The following is a 14381-nucleotide window of genomic DNA, read 5'->3' as shown; positions in this document are numbered from 1 at the left end:
CTACGTGTTCCTACGGATGAGGAGCCGACCCCGGAAACGACAGAAGCCCGGACGTGTCCGGGCTTCTGTGGGTGTGGAGCCAGCGGGACTCGAACCCGCAACCCCCTGCTTGCAAAGCAGGTGCGCTACCAATTGCGCCATGGCCCCGCTGAGGGCACTCAGTCGATCGAGTCGGTGACCTCGGACCAGAGGTCGCGACCGGACGCGTCCTCGTTGAGCTTGCGCCAGAGGACATAACCGGCGCCAGCGGCGAGCAGCACGATCAGCAGCTTCTTCACGAGTTCCTCCTGAGGAGCCTCGGCGGGTCCGGGGAGTGGGGCTAGGAGGACTTGAACCTCCGACCTCTTCCTTATCAGGGAAGCGCTCTAACCGTCTGAGCTATAGCCCCGTGCGAGCGTTCGGCACGCTGTCGCGACACTGGAGATTACCCCAGGTCGGGACGATGTCCCAAACCGAAATGGTGGTCTGCGGTGTGACGTGCGTCGAGCCGTGCGCTGCGGCGCACAGGAACGCTCGGAGTAGTGCTGGTCAGTCGTCCGTCAGCGTGAGGTGGACGCCGCCCACCAGCGCTGCGGTGATGTTGTACAGGAACGCCATGATCGTCGCGATGGCCGTGAGCAGCACGATGTTGCAGATGCTGACCAGGGTCGCGAGCGAGATGACGCGGGGGAACTCCACGAACTGCGTGAGGTTCACGTTGCTCTGCGGCCCCACGGCGTCCTCGACGAAGCTCTGCACCGTGGTGAACACACCGAAGCCGTCCAGCACGGACCAGAACACCGCCGTGGCCACCACGGTCATGATCGCGATCGCGACGGCCAGCAGGAACGCCAGCTTCATGACCGACCACGGGTCGACCCGCGAGATCGCGAGCCGGACGCGGCGCGGGCCCGCCGGAGCCGGACGCGGCACCTCGGGCGTGGGTACGGATGCCGGCCGCTGCTGCGCGCCGGCCGCACCCGCGGCGGCCGGCGTCGCGGTGCCCCGCACGCCCGCCGCCGTGTAGTGCATCTCGGGCCGGGCGTTGGCGGTGCTCGGCGCGGCCGTCGGCCGCTCGTCCTCGTCCGGCATGATCGACGACACCTTCTTGGCGGCGCTGCGGGCAGCGTCGAGGGCGGCCTGCGCAGCCTTCATCGCACCTGCCCGGACGCCGTCCGTCCCCTCGCTGGCGGGTGCCGGGGGAGCGGGCGGGGCGTCGGGAGCGGGGACCCGGTTCCAGGACTTCGGGTTGGTACCGGTCTCGCGCGGCGCATCGGACGTGGTCCCCGCGGCGTCCGAGGATGACCCGGTCGCGGCATCGGCGTTCGCTGACGCCCGCCCGATCGCGGAGACGAGCCCGGCCGGAGCCTTCGCGTCGCGCGGACCCGACGCGCCCGAGGGCCGGGACTCCTTCTCGGAACGCCCGGCCTCGTAGGCGGAACGCCAGATCCCACCGGTGGTGGGCACGGCCGTGCCGGGCTCCTCGGGAGCGGGCGGCACGGGCGGCTCGGCCGCCGCTGCGGGCGCGGACGAGGTGGCCGCGGGCTTGGCTGCCGGACCGGGCTTGGCGGGCCCGGGCTTCGCGGGCTCCGGCTTGGCCGACGACGCGGGCTTGGCCGACGCGGCCGACGCCGATCCGGGGGCCGGAGGCGTGCTGTCGGCGGGCGCCGGCGTCCCGGTCGCAGGAGCCGCTACCGTGATCGGCTCTGCCGTCAGGTCGCTCTTCGGGGCGCCGTCACCGGTCGTCTCGGCATCGGATCCGTCGGACGAGGTCGACGCGGAGCTCTTGCCCGAGCCGGCCCCTGCCGGCTCCGTCTCCGGGGTCTCGGCCGAGGCCGCCTCCCGGGTCACGTCCTTGCGGACCCTGGTGTCGTCCAGGTCCTCGTCGAGCTCGGGCGACGCCGTACGCACGGGCCCGCTCTTGTCACTCGTCATCAGCTGTCCTCGCGTCCGGTGCTGTCCTGCTCAGGGGTGCTCGGAACTTCGTCGGGGGTCGGGATCTCTTCCACCGTAACCCGCTCGGCGGACTCGGCGTCGGAGATGTCCTCCGTCGCGTTCGGCACATCGCCCGCGTCTTCACGCTCCGCGTTGCGCGCGACGGCGATGATCCTGTCCCCCTTGTCCGGCTTCGCGAAGGTTACCCCCTGAGTGTTCCGCCCGGTGAGGTTGACCTCGGCCACCGCGGACCGCACGATCTTGCCGCGCTCCATGATCACAAGGACTTCGTCGTCCGCATGCGTGACGAGAGCCCCCACAAGATCACCCCGTGCCTCCACCAGGTTGGCCACCTTGATGCCGAGGCCGCCGCGTCCCTGGATCCGGTACTCGGAGATGCGCGTGCGCTTGGCGAAGCCGCCCTCCGTGACCACGAACAGATCCGCACCCTCGACCACGACGTCGGCGGCGAGCAGCTCGTCGTCCTCGCGGAACTTCATGCCGGTGACGCCCGAGGTGGCGCGGCCCAGCGGGCGGATCGACTCGTCGTCGGCGTGGAAGCGGATGGACTGCCCCTTGCGCGACACCAGGATGAGGTCGTCGTCCGCATTCACCAGGCGGGCCGAGACCAGCTCGTCCGCGGCGCCGTCGGCGTCCTCGCGCAGGTTGATCGCGATGAGACCGCCCGAGCGGGGCGAGTTGTACTCGCCGAGGCGGGTCTTCTTCACGAGTCCTCGCCGGGTCGCCAGGACCAGGTAGTCCGCCGCCTCGTAGTCGGGGATGTCGAGCACCTGGGCGATCTTCTCGCCGGGCTGGAAGGCCAGCAGGTTCGCGACGTGCTGCCCCTTCGCGTCCCGGCCGCCCTCGGGGAGCTCGTAGCCCTTGGCCCGGTAGACGCGGCCGAGGTTGGTGAAGAACAGCATCCAGTGGTGGGTCGTCGTCGTGAAGAAGTGGTCCACGATGTCGTCCTCGCGCAGCTGCGCGCCGCGCACACCCTTGCCGCCACGCTTCTGCGAGCGGTAGTTGTCGGTCCGCGTCCGCTTGGCGTATCCGCCGCGCGTGATCGTGACGACCACGTCCTCCTCGGGGATCAGGTCCTCCATGGACATGTCGCCGTCGTAAGGAAGGATCGTGGTGCGGCGCTCGTCGCCCCAGCGGTCGGTGACCTCGTCGAGCTCCTCGCCCACGATGGAGCGCTGACGCTCGGGCTTGGCGAGGATGTCCTGGTAGTCGTCGATCTCGGCCTGGAGCTTCGCGTGGTCGTCCAGGATCCTCTGCCGCTCGAGGGCCGCCAGCCGGCGGAGCTGCAGCGCCAGGATCGCGTTGGCCTGCTGCTCGTCGATCGTCAGCAGGTCCATCAGGCCGGCCCGTGCCTGGTCGGCATCGGGGGAGCGGCGGATCAGGGCGATGACCTCGTCCAGCGCGTCGAGGGCCTTGAGGTAGCCCTCGTAGATGTGGATCTGGTCCTGCGCCTCCTTCAGGAGGTACTCGGTGCGCCGGCGCACGACCTCGATCTGGTGCGTGGTCCAGTGCCGCACGAAGGCGTCGATGCTGAGGGTGCGGGGCACCTCGTCGACCAGCGCGAGCATGTTCGCGCTGAAGTTCTCCTGGAGCTGGGTGTGCTTGTAGAGGTTGTTCAGCACGACCTTCGCGACGGCGTCGCGCTTGAGCACGATCACGAGGCGCTGACCGGTACGGCCCGACGTCTCGTCGCGGATGTCAGCGATGCCCTGGATGCGGTTGTCGTTGACGAGGTCCGCGATCTTGGAGGCCAGGTTGTCCGGGTTGACCATGTACGGCAGCTCGGTGACGACCAGGCAGATCCGGTTCTGGATCTCCTCGACGTTCACGACGGCGCGCATCGTGATGGAGCCGCGGCCGGTGCGGTAGGCGTCCTCGATGCCCTTGTGACCCAGGATCTGCGCGCCGGTCGGGAAGTCCGGCCCCTTGATGCGCTGCAGCAGCGCCTCCAGGAGCTCCTCGCGCGACGCCTCGGGGTTGGCGAGGTACCAGCGGACGCCGTCCGCCACCTCCCGCAGGTTGTGCGGCGGGATGTTCGTGGCCATGCCGACGGCGATACCGGCCGAGCCGTTGACCAGCAGGTTCGGGATGCGCGCGGGGAGCACCACCGGCTCCTGCGTGCGGCCGTCGTAGTTCGGCCGGAAGTCGACGGTGCCCTTCTCGATGTCACGCACCATCTCCAGGGCGAGCGGCGCCATCTTGCACTCGGTGTACCGCGGGGCGGCGGCCGGGTCGTTGCCCGGCGAGCCGAAGTTACCCTGGCCCGCGACCAGCGGGTAGCGCAGCACCCAGTCCTGCACCAGCCGCACCAGGGTGTCGTAGATCGCGGTGTCACCGTGCGGGTGGTACTTGCCCATGACGTCGCCGACGACGCGCGAGCACTTGGAGAACGCGCGGTCCGGCCGGTACCCGCCGTCGTACATGGCGTAGATGACGCGGCGGTGCACCGGCTTGAGGCCGTCCCGCACGTCGGGCAGTGCACGGCCCACGATCACGCTCATCGCGTAGTCGAGGTACGACCGCTGCATCTCGAGCTGCAGGTCCACCTGCTCGACGCGGCCGTGGTGCACCGCGACGCGTGCGTCCTCGGTGGGCATGCCGTCGTCGGGGTTCTCCACGCCGGGGGTCTCGTCCGTCACCGTTCGTACTTCCTTTCCACGCCGGTGGGCGTGTCACTTCGTCTCACGTCGATATCTGCCGGGCCCGCAAGCTCGCTCCTCAGATATCGAGGAACCGCACGTCCTTGGCGTTGCGCTGGATGAAGGTGCGCCGGGACTCGACGTCCTCGCCCATGAGGACGGAGAAGATCTCGTCGGCAGCGGCCGCGTCGTCCATGGTGACCTGCAGCAGCGTCCGGTGGTCCGGGTCCATGGTGGTGTCCCAGAGCTCGGAGTAGTCCATCTCGCCGAGACCCTTGTAACGCTGGATGCCGTTGTCCTTCGGGATGCGCTTGCCCTGCGCGGCACCGGCCTCGAGGAACGCGTCGCGCTCCCGGTCGGAGTACACGTAGTCGTGCGGGGCGTTGCTCCACTTGATCCGGTACAGCGGCGGCTGCGCCAGGTACACGTGCCCGTGCTCGATGAGCGGTCGCATGTACCGGAACAGCAGCGTGAGCAGCAGGGTGCAGATGTGCTGGCCGTCGACGTCGGCATCGGCCATGAGCACGATCTTGTGGTACCGGAGCTTCGAGATGTCGAAGTCCTCGCCGATGCCCGTGCCGAAGGCGGTGATGAGCGCCTGGACCTCGGCGTTCGAGAGCGCCTTGTCGAGGCGGGCCCGCTCGACGTTCAGGATCTTGCCGCGCAGCGGCAGGATCGCCTGGTTGTGCGGGTTGCGCCCACGCACCGCCGAGCCGCCGGCCGAGTCGCCCTCGACCACGTAGATCTCGCACTCGTCCGGGAACCGCGACTGGCAGTCCTTGAGCTTGCCCGGCATGGCGGCGCCGTTGAGAACGCCCTTGCGGCGGGTCGCCTCGCGCGCCTTGCGGGCGGCGATGCGGGCCTGCGAGGCCTGGATCGCCTTGCGGATGACGTCGCGCGCCTCGTTCGGGTGCGCGTCGAACCAGTCCGTGAGCTGCTCGCGCACGACGCGCTGCACGAAGGTCTTCGCCTCCGTGTTGCCCAGCTTCGTCTTGGTCTGCCCCTCGAACTGCGGCTCGCCGAGCTTCACGGAGATGACGGCGGTGAGGCCCTCGCGGATGTCGTCACCCGTGAGGTTCTCGTCCTTCTCCTTGATGATGCCCTTGTCGCGCGCGTAGCTGTTGACCAGCGTGGTCATCGCCGCACGGAAGCCCTCCTCGTGCGTACCGCCCTCGGTGGTCGAGATGGTGTTCGCGAAGGTGTGCACCGACTCGCTGTAGGCGCTGGTCCACTGGAGCGCGATCTCGACGGCGATCTTGCGCTCCGGGTCCTCGCTCTCGAACGAGATGACGTCGGGGTGGATGAGCTCCACCCGCTTCGCCGAGTTGAGGTGGTGCACGTAGTCCATGAGGCCGTCGTCGTACTTGTACGTGACGGTGCGCGCGCCCTCCGGCTGGCCGTCAGCGTCCTCGGCTCCCTCGACGCCGTCCGCCGGCGTCTCCGGCTCGGCACCGGCGACCTCGTCCGTGGCGGACGAGTGGCCGGCGCGCTCGTCGGTGAGCGTGATCTGCAGGCCCTTGTTCAGGAACGCGTACTGCTGGAACCGGGCGCGGAGCGTCTCGAAGTCGTACTCCGTGGTCTCGAAGATCGAGCCGTCGGCCCAGAACGTCTGGGTGGTTCCGGTGTGCTCGTCCGCCGCGAGCGGCTCGAGGCGCTCGACCTCGGTGATCGGGTTGCCGCCCTCGGTGTACTCCTGGCGCCAGTGGTACCCGTCGCGGCGCACCTCCGAGACGAAGCGCGTGCTCAGCGCGTTCACCACGGACATGCCGACGCCGTGCAGACCGCCGGAGACGGCGTAGCCGCCACCACCGAACTTGCCACCGGCGTGCAGGATCGTCATGACGACCTCGAGGGTGGGCTTGCCCTCGGTCGGGTGCATCGCGACCGGGATGCCTCGGCCGTCGTCCGTGACGCGCACGCCGCCGTCGGGCAGGAGGCGCACGTCGATCTCGGTGGCGTGGCCCGCGAGAGCCTCGTCCACAGCGTTATCCACAATCTCGTACACAAGGTGGTGGAGCCCACGCTCACCGGTCGATCCGATATACATGCCCGGTCGCTTACGAACGGCCTCGAGACCTTCCAGGACGGTGATGTTCCCGGCGTCGTAGCCGCCGTCGATTCGCTCTGTCACGGGCGGGGTTGCTCCTCGTCTTTCAGGCACACGATGTGCACGACGACGGACGTACCAGCGGTTGCGGGAGCGGCTCGGACCCCTGGGATCCATGCCGTGCTCGGGTGCTGACGTACGGTCCGACGGCTCGTCGGTGCTCAGCGTTCCGGGTCCTCAGGACGATCCTGGGAACCCGGCGCGGTTGACCCCCTCATACTACCTTCTGAGCGGCGAAAACCCGGGATCCTGGGGTGTTTGTGGCCACTCCTCCACAACCTTTCTCCACAGGGTGATTTCTGGGGTCTGGGAGGGGTTCCTGGGGCTCTCGGAACCCGTCCGGACGGCCCTCGCGCACGGGCTTCGTCAAGGGCGTCGGCAGCTCGGTCGGCACGGTCCGGACGGCGAGTCGTACACGCGTTCGGAGTGCGCGGCGGGCCGGTGCAGTTCGTCAGCGAAGAGCCATGCCCGGACCTGTCGAAGGTCAGGCAATTTGCACGCAGAAGGAGACATTTCGTTGATTTGTCGTTTTCTGCTCTAATAGCGCCGACCGGTCACATGCGCCCTCCGGCGCATCCTCTCTCTTCGAAGGGCAACAGAGTGAAGAAGCTTCTTGCCGGCGGAACCCTCGCCGTCCTGGCTTTCGGTGGCATGCTCGCCGGCGCCGCACCTGCCTCCGCGCACATTCCCGAGGCGACCAGTGGCTGCAACGCCGAGTCCAACTTCTCCTGGGTGAACGCCAAGGCGAAGATGTATCCGGCGGACGCGACCGTCAATGTCGTGATCGACGGCGCCGAGGTTGAGGCGGGCACGTTCGCCGACCTCGGTTTCAAGTCGGGCCAGCAGGAGTCCCAGTACGAGTACAGCTACGAGAAGACGTTCGACGCCCTGGACCCGACAGTCGCGCACACGTGGACCGTCTCGTTCGATTCCCCGGACGGCCAGGGTGTCAAGGACTACGAGGGCGCCATCGAGCCGTGTGTCGAGGCTGCGCCCACGCCTGAGCCGACCCCGAGCGAGCCGGCCCCCGAGCCCTCGGAGGAGCCGAGCGAGCCGGTCGTCGAGCCGACGCCTGAGCCGTCCGAGGCGCCGTCGGAAGAGGCCGTGCCCCCGGCTCCGGCCGAGCCCTCCGCGTCCCCCAGCCCCGCTGCTGAGGAGCCGCCGGTGCTCGCCGCGACCGGTGCGACCGTCGGCGGTGCCGTCGCGTTCGCCGCGCTCCTCGCCGTGGGTGGCGTGGCTCTGGTCTGGGCCCGCAAGCGGATGCAGCAGGGCGCCTGAGCATGACCGGCTGACGCACTCGCGTCGCTGACAAGGGCTCCCCGGCTTCGGCCGGGGAGCCCTTCGTCGTTCTCGCGATCGGTCGTTCCGTACGGGCGCACCGGGGGAGGCCCGCCGATACGCGTGCGGTCGTCGAGCGGCCCCGTCCGTGGTTGGCATCGGGATCGGCGGCCGGTCGCGAGCCGTTCAGCCCCAGGTGTCCCGAGGCCCCGGACCGCGTACCGACCTCGGCCCCCTGCGGAACCCGGGACCGGCCGGCCCGAGCACCGTGACCTCCTCGACCACACCCTCGCCGATCTCCTCCGACATCCGCCTCAGGAGTGCGGGCACCAACAGGCGAAGCTGCGTGGCCCACGCTGTCGAGTCAGCGCGGACGACGAGCACCTTGTCCTCGAACGTCTCCGGCGCGCAGTGGTCGGCGATCTCCGCGCCGACGACCTCACGCCATCGGCCCATGACCCCGCCGACCGAGACGTCCTCGGTCCAGCCCTTCTCGCGCAGAAACCGGCCCACGACCGCACCGAGCAGCTGCGGATCACGTGCTCCCGGCCCCGGACCGCTCGTCCTCGGCTCGGCGAGCGGGGAGCGCCTTGCCGGGGAGCCGGGCCGGAGACCCCGCGCTCGGGCGGCCGCCTTGGCCCGGTTGAGAGCGGCCCGCGCCACCTCCGACGCCGGGGTCAGCTCGGGCTCCGAGTTATCCACAGGGGGCTGTGGAGAGTCGTCAGTCACGTGTCACCGTCCCGGGTTCCACGTGAAACCGTACTCCGTCGAGAACCACCGGGACGTCCTCAGTCACGGCTGCCGTGACCAGCACCTGTCGGGCGGGCAGCACCAGGTCCGCGAGCCGCTCGCGGCGCCGGACGTCCAGCTCGGCGAACACGTCGTCGAGGATCAGCACCGGATCGGCGTCCGTTCCGAGATCAGGGTCCCAGAAGGCAGGTGAATCCGCTGAATTCTGCGGATCTCCGCCAAGGAGCCGGTATGACGCGAGCCGCAGCGCGAGCGCGAACGACCACGATTCGCCGTGGCTCGCGTAGCCCTTGGCCGGCAGTCCGCCGAGCGTCAGGACCAGGTCGTCACGATGCGGTCCGACGAGACTCACACCGCGGTCGAGCTCCTGCGGGCGGGCCGCCGCCAGGGCCTCCATCAGCAGGTCACGAAGCTGTCCGACGTGCGCAGAGTTATCCCCAGAGCCTGTGGACAAGATCGGTGGACGACCGGTCTCCAGAGCCGGCAGCGACGACCGGTAGGTGATCTCCGCGGCGCCGTCGGCATCGCTCACCTGCTCGTACGCGGCGGCGACCGCGGGCCGCAGCGCGTCGACGAGCTGGAGCCGCAGAGACAGGATCTCTGCCCCCAGCTCCGCGAGCCGCGCGTCCCAGACGTCGAGCGTCGCGAGCTCGGCCGCCGCCGAGCTCTCGGTCCGCGCCGGCCCTCCCGTCCGACGCGCGGACCTCGCCGACTTCAGCAGCGCCGACCGTTGGCGGAGGACCCGCTCGTAGTCGGAGAGCACTGCGGACAGGCGCGGCATCATCAGGACCAGGAGCTGGTCCATGAACCGCCGTCGGCCGTCGGGCTCACCCTTGACGAGAGCGAGGTCCTCCGGTGCGAAGAGCACGGTCCGCAGGATCCCCAGCACGTCCCGCGCCCGGACCTGCTGGCCACGATTGATCCGGGCGCGGTTTGCCTTGCCCTGCGTGATCTCCAGCTCGACGGTGCTGGCGCGGTCACCGCGCACGATCCGGGTCCGGACCACCGCACGTTCCGCTCCCGAGCGGATCAGCGGGGCGTCAGTGGCGACCCGGTGCGATCCGAGCGTGGCCACGTAGCCGATCGCCTCGACGAGGTTGGTCTTGCCCCGGCCGTTCCGCCCGACGAACGCGTTGACGCCCGGTTCGAGCTCCAGGTCGGCCGACGCGTAGGACCGGAAGTCCAGCAGGGAGAGGTGGGAGACGTACATCAACAGGTGATGGTACGTGTCCCGGCCGCTAGTCCGCCTTCTTCACCGCGTGGCCACCGAACTGCTGACGCAGGGCGGCGACGGCCTTCATCGCCGGCGACTGCTCCTGGCGGGAGGCGAACCGCGCGAACAGTGCGGCGGAGATCACGGGGAGCGGGACCGCGAGGTCGATGCCCTCGTCCACGGTCCAGCGACCCTCGCCCGAGTCGTCGACCCAGTCGTCGAGCAGGGCCAGCTTCGGGTCCTCCTCGAGAGCCTTGACCATGAGGTCCAGCAGCCACGAGCGAACGACGGTTCCGCGGCTCCACGCCCGCACCGTGCCGTGCACGTCCTCGATGAGGTCCGACTTCGCGGCGAGCAGCTCGTAGCCCTCGGCGTAGGCCTGCATGAGGCCGTACTCGATGCCGTTGTGGACCATCTTGGCGTAGTGCCCCGCACCGACGCCGCCGGCGTGCACGAAGCCCTCCTCGCGGGGGCCCTCGGGGCGCAGCGCGTCGAAGACCGGCATGACACTCTCCACGTCGGCAGCCGAGCCGCCGACCATGAGCCCGTAGCCGTTCTCCAGGCCCCAGACACCACCGCTCACACCGACATCGAGGTAACCGATGCCCTTCGCCGCGAGCTCCGCGGCGCGCTCCTGGTCCTCGACGTAGTGCGAGTTGCCGCCCTCGATCACGATGTCGCCCTCGGTGAGGATCTCACCGAGCTGGTCGAGCACCCCGCGCGTCGCGTCGCCGGCGGGCACCATGACCCACACGACCCGCTTCTCAGCCGGGAGCGCGGCGGCGAGCTCGGCGAGCGTCGGCACGTCGGACACCTCCGGCCGGGGGTCGAACCCGGTGACCTCGATCCCGCCCTTGCGCAGGCGGGACCGCATGTTGTTGCCCATCTTCCCCAGGCCGACCAGGCCGATGTGGGTGACCATGTGCGTGCTTCCTCCAGGTCGAACGACGGGCTCGCTCGTGGCGGCCGCCATTGGTGCAGGCTGAGTGTCCGGGCCTCTGCCCGGACCGGGAACTCACAGGCTGTGGATATCGGGCTCGTCAGCGGCGGGCCCGCGACATCAGCCCGTGAAGCGGATCGGCACCAACAGGTACCGGTACGACGAGTCGTCCTCACCGTCCAGGCTGCCCTGCCCGGTGAACTCCACCGGCTTGTTGGGGTGCGTGAACGAGAGCCTGACGAAGTCCGTGCCCAGGGCGCCGAGCCCGTCGAGCAGGAACTGCGGGTTGAACGCCACCGCGATGTCCTCGCCGACCAGGACGGCTTCGAGAGCCTCGGAGGCCTGTGCGTCGTCGCCGTGACCGGCGTCGAGCACCACCTGCCCCTCGCTGAACGACAGACGGATCGGGGTGTTGCGCTCCGCGACCAGGCTCACGCGCTTCGCCGCCTCGATCAGCGGCGCCGTCGCGACGACGGCGTGAATGGGTGTGCTGTCCGGGAACAACCGGCGAACGGCGGGGTAGTCGCCCTCGACAAGTTGCGACGTGGTCTGGCGGCCGCCTGCCTCGAATCCGACCAGATCCAGACCCTGGCCTGTGGACAGACCGACGTTGACGAGACCGCCGCCGGACCCGAGGGACTTGGCGACGTCGTTGAGCGTGCGCGCGCGGACCAGGGCCACCGCGGAGAAGCCGGGCGTGGCCGGCGTCCAGGTGAGCTCCCGGAGGGCGAGGCGGTACCGGTCCGTGGACAGCAGCGTGATGCGCTCGCCCTCGATCTCGACCCGGACGCCGGTGAGCAGCGGGAGCGTGTCGTCACGGCTGGCGGCGACGGTCACCTGTGCGACGGCGTGGGTGAACGCGTCGCCGGAAACCGTGCCGCTGACTTCCGGGAGGCCCGGGAGAGCGGGGTACTCGTCCACAGGCATGGTGAGGAGAGTGAAGCGGCTGGCGCCGCAGGTGACGATGACCTTGCTGCCCTCGAGTGCCACGTCCACCGGCTTGTTGGGCAGCGCACGTGAGATCTCCGCGAGCAGGCGTCCCGACACCAGGACCGTGCCGGGCTCCGCGACCTCCGCAGGGATCTCGGACCGCGCCGAGGTCTCGTAGTCGAAGCTGGCGAGGTTGATCACGCCCTGCGCGTCCGCCTCGATGCGCACACCCGCGAGCACAGGAGCCGGGGGACGCGTGGGGAGCGTGCGAGCGGTCCATGTCACGGCATCAGCGAGGACGTCGCGCTCGACCCTGAACTTCATGCCGTTGCATCTCCTCTTGTTCCTGGGCTGTCGAAGGAAACCCTACGCGAGTTGACGACCTGGTGGCACTCGAGACCAAGGGCTTGTGGATGGACTCCACGGCGTGTGTCGTACTAGTGTTCGAAGAGTGTCGGCGAGCGCTCGGATCGCCTGATGAAGGCGTGTGGATTCCCCCTGATAGATAGATGTCGTAGTAGTAGTCGGTGTTGTGGAAACTGGGGATATCAGGTGTTCTCGCAGGTCAGGGTCGGTTTTTCGCTGTGGAGGAGTTGTGGGTCCGACTGTGCAAGAACTAGGGGCTCCTGTGGAAGCCGGTTCTGTACACACAGGCCGTCCACCGATCGGGGTGTGTTCACCCACAGATATTGGGGCGTCGTCCACACCCGTCCACAGCTCCGTCCCCAGGCGTGGAACGGTGGTCCGGCTCCGCACACCAAGTTCTGCACAGTCCGCGTCCACAGTGCTGGGGACAAGGCCGGGAGATCTACGTGAACAGGGGGATCTCTGTGTGGACAGGCCTGTGGAGGTGCAGATGTGCAACACCCCTGCGCACCGGTCCAGCTGTGCACAGGGGTGTGGATTCGTGGGGGAGCGGGCGTATCGCCCCGTTTCAGGGGCGGCCGGCCAACCCGCTGTCAGCCGCGCTGCTGCTGCTTGATCCGGCTCGTGAGCTCGGTGACCTGGTTGTAGGTCGAGCGCCGTTCGGCCATCTGTCCCGCGATCTTCTTGTTGGCATGCATGACCGTCGTGTGGTCCCGGCCGCCGAACTGCTGCCCGATCTTGGGCAACGACAGGTCGGTGAGCTCCCGGCACAGGTACATGGCGATCTGCCGGGCCGTGACGAGCACACGCGAGCGTGACGAGCCACACAGGTCGTCGATGGTCAGCCCGAAGTACGCGGCGGTCTGCGCGATGACGACCGCCGGCGTGATCTCGGCCGTGTCGTCGTCGTCGGTGATGAGGTCCTTGAGGACTATCTCGGCGAGGGCCAGGTCGACCTGCTGGCGGTTGAGGTTCGCGAACGCGGTGACGCGGATCAGCGCGCCCTCGAGCTCACGGATGTTCGTGGAGATCCGCGATCCGATGTAGGAGAGCACCTCGGCCGGTACGTCGAGGTGCTCGCTCGCGGCCTTCTTGCGCATGATCGCGATGCGGGTCTCGAGGTCGGGCGGCTGGACGTCGGTGATCAGGCCCCACTCGAAGCGGGAGCGCAGCCGGTCCTCGAAACCGTTGAGCTGCTTGGGCGGCACGTCGGAGGTGATCACGACCTGCTTGTTGGCGTTGTGGAGTGCGTTGAAGGTGTGGAAGAACTCCTCCATCGTCTGTTCCTTGCCCTGCAGGAACTGGATGTCGTCGATGAGGAGCACGTCGACGTCGCGGTACCGGCGCTGGAACGCACCGGCCTTGCCCTCACCGATGCTGTTGATGAAGTCGTTCGTGAACTCCTCCGAGTTCACGTACCGCACCCGGATGTGTGGATAAAGGTTGTGGACATAGTGCCCGATGGCGTGCAGCAGGTGGGTCTTGCCCAGTCCCGAGTCCCCGTAGATGAACAGCGGGTTGTAGGCCTTCGCCGGCGCTTCGGCGACCGCGACCGCGGCCGCGTGCGCGAACCTGTTGGACGACCCGATGACGAACGTCTCGAAGATGTACTTCGGGTTCAGCCGGGTCGGCTCCGCGGACGGCTTGGGCGCCGGCTGAGGGGCGATGGGCATCTGCGCCTGCTCGGGCTCCGGCGGCTCCTGCTCCAGGGACAGCGTGGCCGGGCCCGAGATCTGCGACGGCCCAGCCAGCGTGCTGCTGCTGAGCTCGGGGTCTACCGTGATGCCGAAACGCACGTCGCGGCCGAGCACCGAGGACATCGCGGAGACGAGGTCGTCACGGACGGCGGTCTCCAGGTAGGTACGGGTCTGCTCGTGCGGGACAGCGATGAACACCATGTCGTCAAGCACTGCCATCGGCTTGGCCAGTCGGATGAAGGCGAGCTGGCGCGGGCTCATGTCGGGCCGGGCCTCGAGCGCCGTCAGGGTCTGTGCCCAGACGTCGCCGATGTTCTCGTCCGGGTTGGCCACTGGCTTTCCTTCGTCTCGTGCGTGGGGTGGTGCGCGCGCTGGGGGTGTCTTGGAGTCTGCCATGATGAGGCACCGTCCACACAGTTGTCCACAGGTTGTGGATTGCGCGGATCACCCCGGAATCAGTGGTACACGGGCCCCTGGCCGGCGCCCGTCGGGACCCTCTCGGCGCGTCCGGTGTGGCGCGCCCGAC

Annotated in this window: 10 protein-coding genes and 2 tRNA genes; 1 reads left to right on the top strand and 11 read right to left on the bottom strand. The window is 68.9% G+C overall.

Going from position 1 to position 14381, the window contains the following annotated elements; all coding sequences use genetic code 11:
- Positions 1 to 74: 74 nt before the first annotated feature.
- The 6 genes from ACIBBF_RS07835 to gyrB form a co-directional block, all read right to left on the bottom strand.
- Positions 75 to 147, bottom strand: a tRNA-Ala gene (locus tag ACIBBF_RS07835).
- Positions 148 to 158: 11 nt separating this feature from the next.
- The gene (locus ACIBBF_RS07830; RefSeq protein ID WP_253836205.1) at positions 159 to 278 is read right to left on the bottom strand and encodes a DLW-39 family protein; all 120 of its coding nucleotides are present in this window, start codon (positions 276 to 278) and stop codon (positions 159 to 161) included.
- A gap of 36 nt (positions 279 to 314) precedes the next feature.
- Positions 315 to 388, bottom strand: a tRNA-Ile gene (locus tag ACIBBF_RS07825).
- A gap of 140 nt (positions 389 to 528) precedes the next feature.
- Positions 529 to 1914, bottom strand: coding sequence for a DUF3566 domain-containing protein (locus ACIBBF_RS07820; RefSeq protein ID WP_397412199.1), 1386 nt, complete (start codon positions 1912 to 1914; stop codon positions 529 to 531).
- Complete coding sequence (gene gyrA / locus ACIBBF_RS07815) at positions 1914 to 4574, bottom strand: DNA gyrase subunit A (protein WP_397412197.1); 2661 nt, start codon at positions 4572 to 4574, stop codon at positions 1914 to 1916. Before gyrA ends, ACIBBF_RS07820 begins: the two co-directional genes overlap by 1 nt.
- 79 nt (positions 4575 to 4653) lie before the next feature.
- On the bottom strand, positions 4654 to 6798 hold the full coding sequence (gyrB, locus tag ACIBBF_RS07810) for a DNA topoisomerase (ATP-hydrolyzing) subunit B (RefSeq protein WP_397412195.1): 2145 nt from the start codon (positions 6796 to 6798) through the stop codon (positions 4654 to 4656).
- 483 nt (positions 6799 to 7281) lie between these two features.
- On the opposite strand from gyrB, the gene ACIBBF_RS07805 reads away from it, so the two are divergent.
- Positions 7282 to 7959, top strand: coding sequence for a hypothetical protein (locus ACIBBF_RS07805; protein ID WP_397412193.1), 678 nt, complete (start codon positions 7282 to 7284; stop codon positions 7957 to 7959).
- A gap of 186 nt (positions 7960 to 8145) precedes the next feature.
- Here ACIBBF_RS07805 and ACIBBF_RS07800 read toward each other — a convergent pair whose 3' ends face one another.
- The 5 genes from ACIBBF_RS07800 to dnaA form a co-directional block, all read right to left on the bottom strand.
- On the bottom strand, positions 8146 to 8472 hold the full coding sequence (locus ACIBBF_RS07800; RefSeq protein ID WP_397412191.1) for a DUF721 domain-containing protein: 327 nt from the start codon (positions 8470 to 8472) through the stop codon (positions 8146 to 8148).
- A gap of 208 nt (positions 8473 to 8680) precedes the next feature.
- Positions 8681 to 9919 carry a DNA replication/repair protein RecF gene (gene recF / locus ACIBBF_RS07795; protein ID WP_397412689.1) on the bottom strand — a complete coding sequence of 413 codons (1239 nt, stop codon included), beginning with the start codon at positions 9917 to 9919 and terminating at the stop codon, positions 8681 to 8683.
- Positions 9920 to 9947: 28 nt separating this feature from the next.
- Positions 9948 to 10844: a phosphogluconate dehydrogenase (NAD(+)-dependent, decarboxylating) gene (gnd, locus tag ACIBBF_RS07790; RefSeq protein ID WP_397412189.1), complete on the bottom strand. Its 897-nt coding sequence runs from the start codon at positions 10842 to 10844 to the stop codon at positions 9948 to 9950.
- A gap of 138 nt (positions 10845 to 10982) precedes the next feature.
- Positions 10983 to 12116, bottom strand: coding sequence for a DNA polymerase III subunit beta (gene dnaN / locus ACIBBF_RS07785; RefSeq protein ID WP_397412187.1), 1134 nt, complete (start codon positions 12114 to 12116; stop codon positions 10983 to 10985).
- 635 nt (positions 12117 to 12751) lie between these two features.
- Complete coding sequence (dnaA, locus tag ACIBBF_RS07780; RefSeq protein ID WP_397412185.1) at positions 12752 to 14188, bottom strand: chromosomal replication initiator protein DnaA; 1437 nt, start codon at positions 14186 to 14188, stop codon at positions 12752 to 12754.
- Positions 14189 to 14381 lie beyond the last annotated feature (193 nt).

The organism is Promicromonospora sp. NPDC050880, from assembly GCF_044456525.1.
GTDB lineage: Bacteria > Actinomycetota > Actinomycetes > Actinomycetales > Cellulomonadaceae > Promicromonospora.
The sequence above is the reverse complement of the archived record's forward strand: the minus strand, read 5'-3'. Positions and strand labels throughout refer to the sequence as shown.